At 68.7% G+C, this 15,453-nt stretch carries 10 protein-coding genes; 9 read left to right on the top strand and 1 reads right to left on the bottom strand.

What is annotated here, in order from left to right:
* Positions 1-36: 36 nt before the first annotated feature.
* The 9 genes from ABZ470_RS10130 to ABZ470_RS10090 all read left to right on the top strand — a co-directional run bounded on the left by ABZ470_RS10130 (position 37) and on the right by ABZ470_RS10090 (position 11,589).
* A complete protein-coding gene (locus tag ABZ470_RS10130) occupies positions 37-1,836 on the top strand; it encodes an asparagine synthase-related protein (protein ID WP_352014865.1) in 1,800 nt (599 codons plus the stop codon).
* Positions 1,836-2,093 (top strand): lasso peptide biosynthesis PqqD family chaperone, encoded by a 258-nt coding sequence (locus tag ABZ470_RS10125; RefSeq protein ID WP_352014866.1) that lies wholly within the window; start codon positions 1,836-1,838, stop codon positions 2,091-2,093. Before ABZ470_RS10130 ends, ABZ470_RS10125 begins: the two co-directional genes overlap by 1 nt.
* Positions 2,090-2,512, top strand: coding sequence for a lasso peptide biosynthesis B2 protein (locus ABZ470_RS10120; protein ID WP_352014867.1), 423 nt, complete (start codon positions 2,090-2,092; stop codon positions 2,510-2,512). Before ABZ470_RS10125 ends, ABZ470_RS10120 begins: the two co-directional genes overlap by 4 nt.
* The gene (locus tag ABZ470_RS10115; protein WP_352014868.1) at positions 2,509-3,273 is read left to right on the top strand and encodes an ABC transporter ATP-binding protein; all 765 of its coding nucleotides are present in this window, start codon (positions 2,509-2,511) and stop codon (positions 3,271-3,273) included. Before ABZ470_RS10120 ends, ABZ470_RS10115 begins: the two co-directional genes overlap by 4 nt.
* Complete coding sequence (locus ABZ470_RS10110) at positions 3,273-5,837, top strand: ABC transporter permease (RefSeq protein ID WP_362911087.1); 2,565 nt, start codon at positions 3,273-3,275, stop codon at positions 5,835-5,837. The genes ABZ470_RS10115 and ABZ470_RS10110 overlap by 1 nt, the downstream gene beginning before the upstream one ends.
* Positions 5,837-7,591: an ABC transporter ATP-binding protein gene (locus ABZ470_RS10105; RefSeq protein ID WP_362911086.1), complete on the top strand. Its 1,755-nt coding sequence runs from the start codon at positions 5,837-5,839 to the stop codon at positions 7,589-7,591. Before ABZ470_RS10110 ends, ABZ470_RS10105 begins: the two co-directional genes overlap by 1 nt.
* 62 nt (positions 7,592-7,653) lie before the next feature.
* Complete coding sequence (lanM, locus tag ABZ470_RS10100; protein WP_362911085.1) at positions 7,654-10,374, top strand: type 2 lanthipeptide synthetase LanM; 2,721 nt, start codon at positions 7,654-7,656, stop codon at positions 10,372-10,374.
* A 13-nt stretch (positions 10,375-10,387) separates the two neighbouring features.
* Positions 10,388-11,179: a methyltransferase domain-containing protein gene (locus ABZ470_RS10095; protein ID WP_362911084.1), complete on the top strand. Its 792-nt coding sequence runs from the start codon at positions 10,388-10,390 to the stop codon at positions 11,177-11,179.
* A gap of 5 nt (positions 11,180-11,184) precedes the next feature.
* Complete coding sequence (locus tag ABZ470_RS10090; protein ID WP_362911083.1) at positions 11,185-11,589, top strand: nuclear transport factor 2 family protein; 405 nt, start codon at positions 11,185-11,187, stop codon at positions 11,587-11,589.
* Here the strand turns inward: ABZ470_RS10090 and ABZ470_RS10085 are convergent.
* Positions 11,537-14,413, bottom strand: coding sequence for a BTAD domain-containing putative transcriptional regulator (locus ABZ470_RS10085; RefSeq protein ID WP_362911082.1), 2,877 nt, complete (start codon positions 14,411-14,413; stop codon positions 11,537-11,539). The two genes, ABZ470_RS10090 and ABZ470_RS10085, sit on opposite strands and share 53 nt — an antisense overlap.
* Positions 14,414-15,453: the final 1,040 nt, after the last annotated feature.

Here is a 15,453-nt window from a genome sequence, read left to right as displayed (position 1 = left end):
CCGGACACCGTCTCCAACACGGAAAAGGAGGCCGGGATGAAATTCATCATTTTTCCCGACAATCCGGAAGCGGACAGGATCAGGAGTATCCTTCCCACCGCGCTCGGCGAGAAAGTGTTGACGCATCGTTCCGGCCGACCGTGGCTTCTGGGCCAGTGGCCCGACTTCGACATCGTCCAGGCTGAGTCGGCACACGCCAGGGTCGCCCTTCTGGGAACGGTGGACATCACCGAGACCGCCCTGGCCGAACGGCTCCGCCGGGTCCGCTCCATACGTGACCTCGACGCCCTGGCGAGCTCGATCGCGGGGTCGTTCCACCTGATCGGCTCCGTGAACGGCACGGTGAGGGCACAGGGCAGCATCTCGACCGCCCGGCAGATCTTCTACGGCACCGTCATGGGCGTCACCGTCGCCGCGGATCGCCCGCAGAGTCTGGCCGAGCTCACGGGGGCCGGGATCGACGAGGAACGTCTGGCGCTGCACCTGCTCACCCCGTTCGGAGCGCCGTGGCCGTTGAACGAGGTGAGCATGTGGAAGGGCGTCCGCGCCCTGACCCCGGGGTGCTACCTGGAGATCTCCGCCAACGGCGCCGATCGCCAGGTGCCCTGGTGGACGCCTCCCGAGCCCACGGTCCCGCTGGCCGAGGGAGCGGTGAAGGTCCGCGAGGCCCTGGACGCCGCGGTCACGGCCAGAAGCCGGGGAACCGGCGTCCTCAGCTCGGACTTCTCCGGCGGAGTGGACTCCACCAGCCTGTGTTTCCTCGCCGCCGGGAAGAGCAGCGAGTTGGTCACCGTCCACTACGAGGCCTCGGGCAGCCTGAACGACGACAAGCACTGGACCGACCTCTGCAGAACCGACCTGCCGCACGCCCGGCATCTGACCGTACCGCGCGGCACAGGCCCCGCCCTGTACTCCCCTTTGGCCGAGGCCCGGCTCGACCTTGAGGGGCCTGCTCCTCTGGCCCGCCCCCGCGCGCGCATCGAGCACGTGCTGCGGCTGGCCGCCGAAACCGGTGCCACCCGACACATGCAGGGAACGGGGGGCGACGAGCTGTTCTTCGCCACCACCACCTGCCTGCACTCTCTGTCACGCCAACAACCGCGACGGTCCATGCAACACATCAGGGCCGCCGCGTCACGATATCGCTGGAGCCTGGCCACCACGGTGCGCCAGATGTCCGCCATCAAGCCCTACGCCCGCTGGCTGGCCAGGAGCACCGACCAGCTCACCGACCAGCGGGTCTGGGGATACGAGACCGGGTGGGAACCGTCCCTCCGCATGCCACCCTGGGCGACCGAGGAGGCCGTGCTGACCGCGCGCAGGTTGATCCGCGAGGCGGCGGCCGCGGGCCCCGAACCGTTCTCCCCCCTGCCGGTCCAGCACGAGATGATCCGCGCCGTACAGGCGAACGGCTGGATCATCCGCGGAGTCTCCCGGATCGCGGAGCAGTTCGGCATCCTGCTGGAGGCTCCGTACACCGATGACCGTGTCCTTGAGGCTGCGCTCTCCATCCGCCTTGAGGACCGGATCTCGCCCACCCACATGAAACCCGTCCTCGCCACCGCGATGCGAGGGCTGGTCCCCCATGTCCTCGACCGCCAGACCAAGGCCGACGGAAGCACCGACTTCTACGAGGGGTTGCGCCGGCACCGGCACGAGCTCTGGGCCATGTGCGAGGACTCACACCTGGCCAGGATGGGTCTCATCGACCCTGAGGCGATCCGCCCGGTCCTCTTCGGAGAGCACGCGGACGCACGGCCGTTCATGCCGTTCGACTCCACGCTGGGTGTCGAACTCTGGCTTCGATCCACAGCCGACCGTGAAGGAGCACCGTGATGGCCTGGCGTCTGCCCGCGCATGTGACGTTCACCGAAACCGACACCGGGGCGGTCCTTCTGGACAACCGCCGCGGCAGATACTGGCAGACCAACGACACCGCGGCGATCGTGCTGAAGTGCCTCATGGCCGAGGGGGACCTCGAATCGGCGGTCGCGGTGCTGCGTGAACGGTACCCGGACGCGGCGGACCGGGCCGCCGACGACGTCCAGCAGATGATCGAGAAGCTGGCCGCGGCCAAGCTGGTGACCCGGTGAGTCCCAAGATGGTGGCGCTTCAGCAGGCCACCGCGCCCCCCTGGCGGCTACGCCCCGTCGTGCTGGCCGCCATCCTCCTGGCCTGGCCGTTGGCCCGTTGCGCCCCCTACCGGTTGCACGCCGTACTCCGCTCCCTGAGCAAAGGGGCCAGGGCGGCGACCGCGGAGGAGGCGGAGCGGGCCAGAAACGCGATCGTGGGCCTGAGCCTCAGGCACGGTGGCCCGCGCTGCCTCGAACGATCCATCGCGATCGCCCTCATGTGCCGGGCGGCGGGCAGCTGGCCGGACTGGTGCGCGGGTGTGAGCACCCACCCCTTCGAGGCCCACGCGTGGGTCGAGGCGGAGGGGGAGCCCATCGGTGAGAACCCCGACGAGATCATTCATTTCTTCATCACCATGAAAGTGTCGGTCCGCTCATGACTGTGCAGAAGACCTCCGTGGAACAGCGGCTCTCATCCGCCGTGGGTCTGGAGCAGGTGAGTCACGTCTACGGCGCGAACGAGACCACCGTCACCGCGCTGAAGAACGTGACGTGGTCCTTCACGCCGGGCTCCTTCACCGCGGTGATGGGGCCCTCGGGCTCCGGCAAGACGACCTTGCTGCAGTGCGTGGCGGGACTGCTCGAACCCACCGACGGCTCGGTTCTCCTCGGCGAGCACCGCCTCAACGGGATGTCGGAGAAGAAGCTGGCGACCATCCGCCGTGACCTGATCGGCTTCGTCTTCCAGGCCTTCAACCTGATCCCGGCGCTCACCGCCGCCGAGAACATCACGCTCCCCCTCCGGCTGGCGCACCGTGCCACGGACCAGGCCTGGATGAACGAACTCGCCAGTCGCGCCGGCATCGCCAACCGCCTGAGCCACCGGCCGCACGAGCTGTCCGGCGGGCAGCAGCAGCGGGTGGCCATCTGCCGGGCGTTGATCACCAAGCCACGCGTCCTCTGCGCCGACGAACCGACCGGTGCCCTGGACAAGGCCTCAAGCAAGGCGGTGCTGTCGGTGCTGCGCGACGCCGTCACCGAACTCGCCCAGACCGTGATCATGGTGACCCACGATCCGGTCGCCGCCGCCCACGCCGACCAGGTGCTCTTCCTCGTGGACGGAAGGATCGTCGACGTCATGACGGCGCCCACCCCCGAGCGGGTGGCCGCCACCATGACGCGTCTGGCAGGTGAGGACTGATGCTGTCCATCGCATGGAGCACGCTGCGGCGTCAGCCGGGCGTGCTGCTCGGGGCGTTCCTGATGATCGCCATCGGGTCCGGCCTGATCAACGCGTTCGCCGTCATCCAGTACTCGGCGACGCACGCGGAGGCACCGGTCGAACGGTACTCGGCCGTCCCCGTCGTGGCGGGAGGGGGCACGGGGCTGTTCACCCAGGAAGCGGTCAAGCGGGTCCGGGGGCTTTCCTCCGTCCGCGAGGTCGTGCCGGAGCTGACGTTCACCGCGATCGTGCTGGACAGGCGCGGGCAGCCGGTGCTTCCGCTCACGAGAATCGCGCAGTTCGGTCACGCCGCGGCGAGCGCGAAACTCACCCCCTTCGCTCTCCGTGAGGGCCGGTGGCCCGCCGGCCCCGACGAGGTGGTGCTGGACCGGGAGCTGGCCGAGGCGGCCGGGGTGTCTCTCGGACAGCCGGTGCCGGTGCTCGTGGCCGGCGCGAGCCGTACCTACCGGCTGGCCGGGACGGCGGAGCCCGGATCCTCAACAGGGCCGCTGCCCTACCAGCGCACGCTCTTCTTCGCCGACGAGCGCGCCGCCGAGCTGGCCGGACGCGGCGCCGGACGGGTGGACGCGCTGGGGATCTCCGTCAACTCCGGGTTCAGCCCCGCGACGGTCGCGGCGGAGGTCGAATCCCTGCTGAGCCAGACGGTCCGGGGTGACGCCCCGGGACCGGCGGGGCTGCCGACCCTGCGCGTGGCCGCGGGAGCCGACCGCGGCGTACTGGAGGGAAGCCTGCCCGACGACCGGGCGACCGGGCAGACCATGAGCATGCTGACCGCGATCGTCGCCCTCATGGCCATCACCGTGATCAGCGGCGCGCTGATCACGTCGATCCGCCGCCGTTCCCGGCAGCTCGCCCTGCTCAGGGCGGTCGGCGCCACCCCGGGACAGGTCAGGTCCCTCTGCCACGCGGAGGCACTGATCCTCACGCTGGTCGGCGGAGTCGTCGGAGGTGTCCTGGGGCTGGGGATGGCCGAACTGCTCGTCGTCGCCCTGCGTTCCAGGGAGATCTTCAACCCGGCGTTCCGGGTGAGCTACAGCGCGCAGCCGATGGTCCTGGCCCTCGTCGCCACCATCCTGGCCGGCCAGGTGGCCGCCTGGCTGACGGCACGCACCGCGTTGAGAATCAGGCCCGCGGAGGCTCTTGCCGACTCCGTCGCGGTGACCGAGCAGACCGGGAAGAGCACTCTCAAGATCGTGGTGGGTGTCCTGGCGCTGGCCGGCGCGGGCACCGTCCAGGTCCTTGGCATGACCGGTCTGATGCCGCCCGCCCTGCGTGGCGTCTACGGCGTGCTGGCGAGCGGGCTGGTCATGGTCGGCATCGGGTTCATCGGTTCCTGGGTGGTCTACGGACTGGCCCGGGCCAGCCGTGCCCCCATCACCGCGCTCTCCTCGGTCAGCGGCTATCTGGCCGCCGCGAACGTACGGTTCCAGCACCGCCGGTACGCGGGGGTCGTGGCACCGCTCGCTGTGGGAGTGGCGATCGCGGGGTGGGCCCTGAGCAGCCTCCCGCTCTACACGCTCAGCACGACGGAGGAGGCGGCGGAGCGGATCAGCGCGGACTACATCCTCAGGACGCCGCTGATCCGCGACGCCTACATCGGGCTCAGTGAGAAGACCCGGCAGGAGGTGGCGGGCATCGCCGGTGTCACGGCCACCGTCGGCCTGTGGGACGCCTGGGCTCAGGCCACGCCCGTACGCACGGGATCGGCCGGGGGGATCCAGGACACCGCCGCCACCTACGCGACCGTGACCACCGGCAAGGTCGACGGGCTGCTCGACCTCCAGATCCAGCAGGGCAGACTCTCCGACGAGGGAGTCGCCGTGGGCCACTCCTACGCGCAGCAGCGTGGCATCTCGCTCGGAGACCGGGTGGAGGTACGCATCACGGGCGCGTCGTCCCCGGTCGTCCTGCCGGTCACGGCCGTCTTCGGCCTGGACAAGGGCGGCCAGGAGGGTCTGCTGCTGCCCGGCCGTGCCCTCTCGGGCCATGTGGCCACGCCCGCCTACAACCGGATCCTGGTCCAGGCCGAACCCGCCGCGCAGTCGCGACTCCACGACGTCGCCGGAGGGAGCGGACTGGTCAAGGTGGAGTCGACGGGGGAGTTCCGTCAGCGGTACGTGGCGGAGCGCGCGGCCGGCACCTCCAGCATCGGCATCCTCGCCGTGGTTCTGGTGGGCGGCTTCCTCCTGTTGGCCGCGGTCAGCGCGCTGGTGCTGAGCGCGGTGGACCGCGCCGGGGAGTTCAACTCCTTCCGCCAGATCAGCGCGGCCCCGCGGCAGATCATCGTGATGGTCGTCTACGAGATGGTGCTGACGGTCGTCCCCGCCTGGTTGCTGGGGGTGATGGCGACCGCGTGGATGGCCTTCCTCATGGCGGGCGGAGACGTCGCGGCGGCCGTACGGGCGATGCCCGTGGGCACCCTCGCCACCTTCGGGCTGGTCGGGCTGGTCACCGCCGTCGCCGGATGCCTGGTGGCCTCGCGTACGGCGATGAGAAGCCTCAACCGATTCGAGATGGGCTGATGAACGCCACGACGGGAGACATCCGGACACGCCTGCCCGCCTGGCGGCTCCTGGCGAGCCACAGCCTTCCACACCGCGGACCGCTCCTGGCGGGCGGTGCCCTGAACCTCGTGGGAACCGCGGCCGGACTCGCCCAGCCACTGGTCGCCAAGCAGGTCATCGATGCGATCGGCGTGGGAGGGACGTCGTGGAGCCCGGTGCTGGCACTCGTCGGGCTCGTCGTCCTCAGTGCGCTCTGCGCCGCATGGGGCACCTACCTGCTGGAACGGGTGGCGGCGTCCGTCGTGTGCCGCGCCCGTGGCAACCTCATCACGAGGATCATGCGTTTACGGGTCGACGCGCTGGACCGCCCCGGCGACCTGATCTCACGGGTGACCTCCGACACGACGCTTCTGAGCGGCGCCGCCTCGCAAGCCCTGGTTGAGCCGCTCAGCGGCGCCCTCATGCTCGTCGGCGGCATCACGCTGATGGCCCTGCTCGACCTTCCGCTGCTCGCCGTCACCGCGGGCATCCTGATCCTCATTCTGGGAGTGGTCGGCCTGGCCATGCCCAGGATCTCGCGCGCCCAGCAGGGTGTGCAGCAGTCGGTCGGAGAGATCACGACGGCTCTGGAACGGGCGCTCGGCGCCTTCCGCACCGTGAAGGCGAGCGGTATGGAGAGCGCCGAGATATCCCGGCTGGGAACCGCCGTCGACCAGGCGTGGCGGCATACCGTCGGCGCGGCGAAGTGGGCCGCGCTCGCCCGGGTCTCCTCGGGGCTCGCCATCCAGGTGGCCTTCCTCACCGTGCTCGGGGCCGGGGCCGCCCGGGTCGCGTCCGGTGATCTCTCCGTGTCCTCGCTGGTGGCGTTTCTGCTGTACCTGTTCAACCTGGGCCAGCCGATCGCGACCCTCGTGCAGGGCGCCACGGAGATGCAGGTGGGCCTAGCCGCCGTACGTCGCATGCGCGAAGTGGAGGACCTGCCGGTCGAGGCGGAGGGGCGGCCCACGGCCACGGTGGACAAGCCCGTCTACCGGCAGGCCACGGCCGCCTTCCAGAAGGTCTCCTTCGGCTACGGCGAGGAGCCCGTCCTGCGCGAGGTCAGCTTCACCGTCGCCAGCGGCGAGGTCACGGCGGTCGTGGGCGCGTCCGGCGCCGGAAAGACCACCCTCTTCTCCCTGCTGGAGCGCTTCTACGAGCCGTCGTCGGGGATCGTCACGCTCGACGGCAAGGACGTGCGGCAGTGGCCGCTGGCCGAACTGCGTCAGCAGATCGGTTACGTCGAGCAGGACGCCCCCGTTCTGGCCGGCACGCTCAGGGAAAACCTGTGTTACGCCACGCAGGAGGTCTCCGAACAGGAGCTGGAACACGCGCTGGCCAGGACGAGGCTCACCGAGTTCGTCGCGAACCTGCCCGACGGTCTCGAAACGCGGATCGGCCACCGGGGCACGACGCTCTCCGGTGGACAGCGTCAGCGGATAGCCATCGCACGTGCCCTGCTGCGTCGTCCGCGGATCCTGCTGATGGACGAGGCGACCTCCCAGCTCGACGCGGCCAACGAGCTCGCGCTGCGGGAGACGATGACCGCCGTGGCGAAGACGACCACGGTCGTCATGATCGCCCATCGGCTCTCCACCGTGGTGGGGGCCGACCGCATCGTGGTGTTGGAGGGCGGGCGGGTGCGTGCCAGCGGAACCCACGAGGAACTGCTGGCGGCGGACGGCTTCTATCGGGAACTCGTCGGCAGCCAGCTCCTTTCCGGCCGGCGCGCCTGAGGAATGCCGTGATCGACGAGATACGCTCACGCCCCGCCGGCCCTGTCCGGGTGAAGGTCCCGGTGAGGCTCTACGGAACCCGTTACGACCAGGTCCCTTTCGGCGGGCTGGTGGAAAGGTTCGCCGACCGTCACCGAAGCCTCCTGAGAGCGAAGGCCGCGGCCTTCGAGGACGTCCTCACCGAGGACGCCTGGGACTCCCTGACGGCGAACCTGATCGACGGCCTGGTCTCCGTCAGCCACCAGACTCTGATCTTCGAGCTCAACGAGTCACGGACCGGCGGGCTGCTCACCGGAGAGACTCCCGAGGACAGATATCGCCATTACAACGACCACCTGCTGGGTGACCCGTCCTACCTCGCCGCTCTTTCCGGCAGGTACCCCGGGCTCGGCCGGGCTCTGCTGAGCCATGCAGAGAACTGGCTGACGAACTCCCTGGAGCTGCTCTCCCGGCTCACCACCGATCTTCCTCTGCTTCGGCGGCATGGATGGATATCGGAGGGCACGACGACGGTCGACGCGCTCCGCTGCGGCCTCGGGGATCCGCACAACGGCGGCCGATCCGTCACAGAGGTGGCCTTCCACGGCGGAGTCCGGGTCATCTACAAGCCCCGGCCACTCGACGCCGAGGAGCTGTACGGCCAGGCCGTCACGTTGCTCAACGACCTGAACGGTCTCGGCGACCACGGCGACAGGGCCGAACTACGGGCGATGCGGGTCATCAACCGGGGCCGGTACGGCTGGTGCGAGTTCATCGGTCACAGTCCCGCCTCCGGTCGCGAGGCAATCAGCAGGTTCTACCGCCGGATCGGCTCCTGCACCGCGCTGCTGACCTGTCTGGCCGCCACCGACATCCACATGGAGAACCTCAGGGCGGCGGGCGAGTTCCCCGTTCCGATCGATCTCGAAACCGTTCTCCAGCCCTCGCCCTCCTCCTCGGCCGTCGCGGACTCCGCCGCGGACAGGGCCTTCGCGTCGCTCTCCCGAAGCGTCCTGGCCACCGCGATGGTCCCCGGACGGCAGCTCCCCCTGGAAACCAGTGCGATAGGCGGTGGACTGGGCGGTCCGAGGTCGCTGAGAAGGCTCGCCCTGGTCGCGCCGTTCACCGACGTGATGCGGACAGGGCTGATACCCGCGACCCTGGAGAAGACCGGGAACCTTCCCTTCCTGAACCACGGGCGGGTTCAGCCCGCGGCCCACGTCCCCGATGTCGTCCGGGGATTCCTGGACGCCTACGACGCCATCGCGGCGAACAAGCCCGCCTTCCTCGCGCTGGTCCGCCGGTTCCGCGACGCCGAGATCCGCTATCTGCCCCGGCCGACCCAGGTCTACGGCGTGCTGTTGGGCGAGCTCCATCATCCTCGTCGTTTTCGAGAGCCCCTGGAGACGGGGGAGCTCTGGCCCGAACCGGCCGAGGGGGAGCGGGACCGGTTGCTGGCCGAGGCGGAGCGAGGCCAGTTGCTGGCCGGGGACGTTCCCCGCTTCTTCACCAGCGCCTCGTCGACCTCGCTCCGTTTCGGGGAGGACGGCGAGATCGACGGCTTCTTCCACGAGACGGGCTGTGAGGCGGTCGAGCGCAGGCTGCGGATGTTCGGCGCCGAGGACCGTGCCGCCCAGCTGGACATCCTGACCTCCGCTCTCAGCACCCTGCCGCACTCCTCGCCCCCCTCCGTCCTCGCCTCCTCCCGCCCGGCTTCCGGGCGGAGGAGCCTGCGGGACAGCACCCGTGAGGCCGTCGACGCGCTGGCCGACGAGGCGATCCTCGGAAGAACGGACTGTACCTGGATCGGTCTGGCCGGAGACAGCGCGAGCGACGAGCCACGCACCTATGGGGCACTTCCCACAAGGCTGTACGACGGGCTGTCCGGTATGGCCCTCATGTTTGGCTACGCGGCGAAGGTGTACGGGGATGATCGTTATCTTGGGCTGGCGTCACGGAGCATGCGTCCGGTTCTCGCCGAACTGCGGAACGAACGGCTGGTCGGCGCGTACACGGGAATGGCGGGTACGTTCTACGTCCTGGCGCACCTGGCGGTGCTGACCGCCGACGAGACCCACCTCGACGTCATCGACCGCTGGACCCCGCTCTTCATCAGGAACATCGGTGAGCGGTGGGAACCCGGCCTGGTCTCGGGGCTGGCCGGGGCGGCCGTGGTGGCCTGCGACCTCTACGAACGACATGGCCTCTCCGGGCTGAAGCCGGCGATCGCCCTCTGCGTCGAGCGGCTGACGGGCTCTCCGTGGGATGACGTGGACGACGGCTTCGCCAACGGGAGGGCCGGAATCGGCTGGGCGCTGCTCAGGTCCGGCCGGGCCCTGAAGGATGCCGGAGCAGAGGAGGCGGGACTCCAAGCCCTGGCCTCCGGCCGGGGCATGACGGCCTCTGAGCCTCACTGGTGCAGTGGCGCCGCGGGAACGGGAGTCTCCCGGCTGCTCGCCCACCGCCTGCGGCCCTCCCCGGCGTTCGTCGAAGAGGTGGCCGGAGCCCTGCCCGTGGTCACGAGGAAAAACCCGCCCGCCGACCACGGTCTCTGCCACGGGGGGCTTGGTGGTCTGGAGTTCCTCCAGCTCACAGCCGAACGCCTCCCCCGGCTGGGGCGAGAGCCGTACCGGCGGATGAGGCGGGATCTCGTGGCGAGCGGCGCCGTCGTCGCACACGCGCACGGCGGCCGTTTTCCCGGGCTGCTCACCGGAAGGGCCGGAGCCTGCCTGTCCCTGTTGCGGCTGGTGGCCCCGGAAGAGGTGCCTTCTGTGCTCTCCCTAGAAGGGGCAAAAAAGACATGAGGGATTTTTCATTATGAATACTGACAATCGCGTACGGCGTCGCGAGCTTTTCAACAAGGACGCGGACGGCTACCGTTCATCGCGGCCCGGCTACCCCACCCGCGCCTACCGGCTTCTTGAGGAGGCCGGCGCACTGCGCCCCGGCGCCAAGGTCCTGGAGATCGGCGCGGGCAGCGGACAGGCCACCCGGGAACTGCTGGACCGGGGCGCCGATGTCTGCGCCGTGGAACTGGGGGCCGACTTCGCGGCCCGGCTCCGTGCCGAGTTCCACGACCGGCCGCTCACCGTGATCGAAGGTGACTTCGACGCGCTCCCCGACCTCAGCGGGGGCTTCGACCTTGTGGTGTGCGCCTCAAGCCTGCACTGGCTGGACAGGTCCACCGCTCTGCGGAGGATCGCGTGCCTGCTTCGTCCCGGCGGCTGGATCGCGGCGTGGTGGACCGTCTACGGAAACCCGGCAAGGCCCACTCCTTTCCGCAGCGCGCTCAACGCCGTTCTTCGCCACCACCGCCCTGCGGGAGTCCTGGATGTTGTCGGACCGTTCGACCGTGATGTCTGGATCGAAGCGTTGGGCACCGCCTCCTTCGAGGGCATCCGGACGGAGGTGATCCAGTGGCCGATGACGATGTCGGCCCAGGAGCTCTCCCGGCTGTACGCCACCTTCGCCGCAGTCCGGGAACTCTCCGAACCGGTCAGGGACGCCCTTCTGCGGGACATCGAGGCCACCGCGGAGGCACTCGGCGGCCGGGTGACGGAACACTGCGTCACCGTCGCCTACCTGGCCCGGCGAAACCTGCTGGGCTGACCCTCGTGCCGCACGACGAACAGCCCCCTGGAAGCGTCCGTAGCGCCCACCTGGCGACCATGGCCGCCGACCACGCCCAGCTGAGCTACGAGTATCTCAATTCCGGTGACATCGACGCCTACACCTCTCTCTTCGAGAAGGACGCCGTGTTGCACCGCCCGGAGCTGACCATCTACGGAAGAGAGGAACTGGAACGCTACCACCAGCGGCACGCCGGTCTCCGCCGTTACTCGGTGAGCAGGATCATGGTCTCGGCCTGCGGAGAGCACGTCGTCGTCATCGGCAGCACGACGGAGGCGACCGCCGGCGAACAGACGGGTTTCGCCGACGTGTTCACCGTTTCTGGCTGCGGCCTGTTCATCTCTCAGCGAGCCTTCCACTTCGCTCTCGGACGACGAGATCCGCGATGATCCTCCCGGCCTCCCTTGTCCACTGCGTCACCTCCCGTTCCTGGAACAGCGCCTGAGCCTTCTCCGCCAGCTCCCGCGCCTGGACGACGTCTCCCTGGACGGCCAGGACCCGAGCCAGGTCGAGCCGTATCTGAGCCGCGCCGAGATCGTCCATGACGCTTTCCCGGATCTCAGCCGCGTGACGCAGGGCCCGCTCGCTCAGATCGAACTTCCGGCGATGACCGTAGACGACGCCGAGACTGTGCAGGGCGTAGCTCTCGCCGATGATGTCGCTGTTCTCCCGCACCATTCGCAGAACGGCGCTCCCCACCTCTTCGGCCTGCTTGTAGTTCGCGCTCAGAAGATGCGCCTTGCCGAGCTTGTGCATCACCTGGGCCTCCACCCGGAGACTGCCCGTCTGCCTGGCGATGTTCAGCGCATGGCCCAGCTGCGCCTCCGCCTCCGCGTACCGTCGCCCGTCGAGTTCGATCTGGGCGAGCTTGGCCAGGACGTGGGCCTCCCCGACCAGGTCGCCGACCTGCTGGAAACCGGTGAGCGCCTGCCTGTACAGGTGTTCGGCCCTGTCCGGTGAGCCCTGGCGGTATTCGAGCATCGCGAGGTTCCGCAACGCCAGCGCCATTCCGTGCGTCTCCCCGAGCTCCTGGAACCGGGTGAAGGCCAGCTCCAGCAGGGGCCGTGCCAGGGCCGGCCTCTGCTGGTTGAGGTGCATCGAGCCGAGTGAACACATGAGCGCCGCCATGCCTCGCTCGTTACCGGCCAGCCGAGCGGCGCTGAGGGCGCTCTCGTGAGTGTCCTGCCAGTCCTCGAAGTAGCTGCGTGTCTCGAAGAGGGTGACCAAGGTGACCGTCAGGTCCCAGCACACCTCGACCAGACCGTGTTCTCCGGCCAGGACCACCGCCGCGCAGAGATTGGCCCGTTCCTGCTCCAGCCAGTCGAGGGGACGCGTCAGGAGGCGGTCGAGCTGGTCCTCGGGCAACCTCCAGCGCGGCGCGTCCCCGTGCAGCAGGGTGTAGTCACCGCCGTACAGCCGCCGATGCGCCTCCTCCGCGAGGTGCATCCAGCAGCCCAGCACGCGTTCGAGAGCGGCCGTCTTGCCCATGTCGTCCTCGTGCTCGTCCAACCTCTCCCGTGAGAAGGCGCGGATGAGGCCGTGGAACTTGTAGCGCGGGTAACCACCGCCGTCGATGCCCGCCACGTCCAGCAGCCGGGCGTCGACGAGCTCCTCAAGGCGGTCCATGGCCCGATACGTCTCGCCGTCGAGTACGGCCGCGGCGAACCAGTAGGGAATCGTCTCGCCTTCCGCCAGGCCGAGCAGGTCCAGCAGCCGACGGGCCGTCTCACCCATCCCGTCGTAGGTGAGTGACAGGCTCTTCCTGACGACCATCTCACCATGGGCCAGTTCGTCGAGGCGATACCGTTCGTCGGTCAGCCTTCGCACCATCGAGGCCAGCGACCAGTGGGGGCGGGCGGCCAGCCGGGCCGCCACGATCCGCAGGGCGAGCGGCAACCCTCCGGTCATGTGGGTCAGGGCGGAGGCGGCGTTCGGCTCGGCCGCCACCCGGTCGGCTCCGATGACCTTGGCGATGAGCGCCAGGGAGCTGGCCTCCTCCATGACGTCCACCTCAAGCTGCAGCGCGCCGGGCAGGCCGGTCAGGCGGGCCCGGCTGGTGATGATGACGGCGCAGCCGCCGCTGCCGGGAAGCAGCGGCATCACCTGGGTCTCGCTGACCACGTCCTCAAGGACCACCAGCATCCGCTTGTCGGCCAGCAGACTGCGGTACATGGCGATCCGCTCCTCCACGCTCCCGGGTACGGCGGGGCCGTGGATCCCCAGCGAGCGCAGGAAGGTGCCGAGCACGTCCGCCACGGGCGCGTTCTGCTGCTGACTGCCTCGCATGTCCCGGTAGAGCTGGCCCTCGGGGAAGACCTTCGCGAGACGGTGCGCGACGTGTACGGCCAGGCAGCTCTTTCCGGCACCGGCCTTGCCGGTGATCACCACGACCGGCGTCGCGGTGTTGCCACTGACGCGCAGGAACTCCTCGGCCGCGTCCACCAGGTCGTCGTGGCCGGTGAAGTCCTGGATGTCGGCGGGCAGTTGGTGCGGGGGAATCCGCAGGGAGGGCGCCGGCTGATCCGGTGTGAGCGTGACGGCCTCCCTTCCCGAATCGGCGAGCAGCAGCGAGTCGTCGCCCTGGAGGATGGCCGCCTCCAGCCGCTGCAGCTTCTCCCCCGGTTCCAGGCCGAGTTCGCCCACCAGCAGGGCTCGCCCCATGCGGTAGACCTCCAGCGCGTCGGCCTGCCGTCCCGACCTGTGCAGGGCGAGCATGAGCTGACCGCGCAGCCGTTCACGCAGCGGGGTGTGCTCCACCAGATCGGTCAGCTCACCGACCAGTTCACGATGCCTGCCCAGGCTCAGCTCGATGTCTATGCAGCACTCCAGCGCGGCCTGCCGGGCCTCGTCCAGCCGCAGCGCCTTGCCCTCCAGCAGGCGGCTGACGGCACCGCCGAGAGCGGGGCCGCGCCACAGGGAGAGCGCCTGCCGTAATGTGGCCGCCGCCTCGGCGGCATCCACCTGCGCCAGGTGGTCGGCCTCCCTCACCATCGTTTCGAAACGGTAGGAGTCCAGGTCTTCCAGCGATATCTGCAGACAGTATCCGGGCGAACGCCGAATGATTTCTCCCTTGGCCGGGATGAGGGCCAGCAGCCGCCTCAGTGCTGAAATGCAGATCTGTACCTGGCCGCGCGCGCTCGGCGGGGGGTCCTCACCCCAGACGGCGTCGATGAGGTGCTCGGTACTGACGATGTGATTGGCCTGCAGCAGCAAAGCACCGAGGATGATCGGTTGCCTGCCGGGTGAAATGGAAATAGGCACTTCACCGTCGTGCAGATCGATAGGGCCGAGGATACGGAATGGAGCCGTCGCGCCTGTTGCCATAGCTCACCTTTGCATTGCAGCAAACAACCCAAATGGATTAGGAAACTTTGCGCATCCCCAGAACCTCATAGGCTCTCCAGCCGATTACATCAATGTATATCGAGATATAGCGAAGGTCGAGAGAATTCCCCCGGTCACACCGTTTCCCTCACATCCCGGCCACCCGGACAGGGAGTCGGGCACGAGAACCCCCGACCACCTCGTCCGCACATCAGATCCACCGGAAGGCACACGGAACCGGTACGACGTTCACCGCATCATCGGCAGCGACCGGGCCGACCGTCGGCGGGCCATGCGACCGACACCGTCCCGAGAGATTTCTCCCGCGTTCCCCTGCCCGCGGAACCGATCAATGTCGTCACCGGTTGTCCCCCACCGCCCCCTCCGAGGAAATACGCATCTCCAGCATCGCCTCACAGAGCCGGCAACCGTTCCGGGAGAACCGGAGCCACCCCCAAGATCCACCTTCAAGTCCGTCCGAAGAAAAACGCGGCAACGGTGAGGCGGCCGCCCTGGATCACACACGTCCGCACCCCCTAAAAAACGCCCCTGCGGAGAAACGCCCCATCCGACATGTAGACGACCGGGCACGCAGCGTACATGTGCGGGAACAGTCGCGTTTGGTCGATGAAGCGGTCACGGCATCCCACCGAACAATCCCCTCGCCCCGATCTCGTTCGGCCGGACGACGGATCCCCCGATCACAGCCGCCAGGGGGCAGCACGCCGGCCTGAATCAGCAAGCTTCCGGGATGCAGGAACGAACAGCCACGCACCCCAACACGTCAGTTATGCCAATAAATTTCCATATCTGGCACGTTATGAACGTATCGAAAGTTTGCACGGCGGTACATTCGGTGTCAAGCTTGCGTGAGGCATCCGAGGGGGACATCACTTTCCAGTGCTACGAGAAGCCTCACTCTCAAGTAC

The organism is Streptosporangium sp. NPDC020072, assembly GCF_040631445.1.
GTDB lineage: Bacteria > Actinomycetota > Actinomycetes > Streptosporangiales > Streptosporangiaceae > Streptosporangium.
The sequence above is the reverse complement of the archived record's forward strand: the minus strand, read 5'-3'. Positions and strand labels throughout refer to the sequence as shown.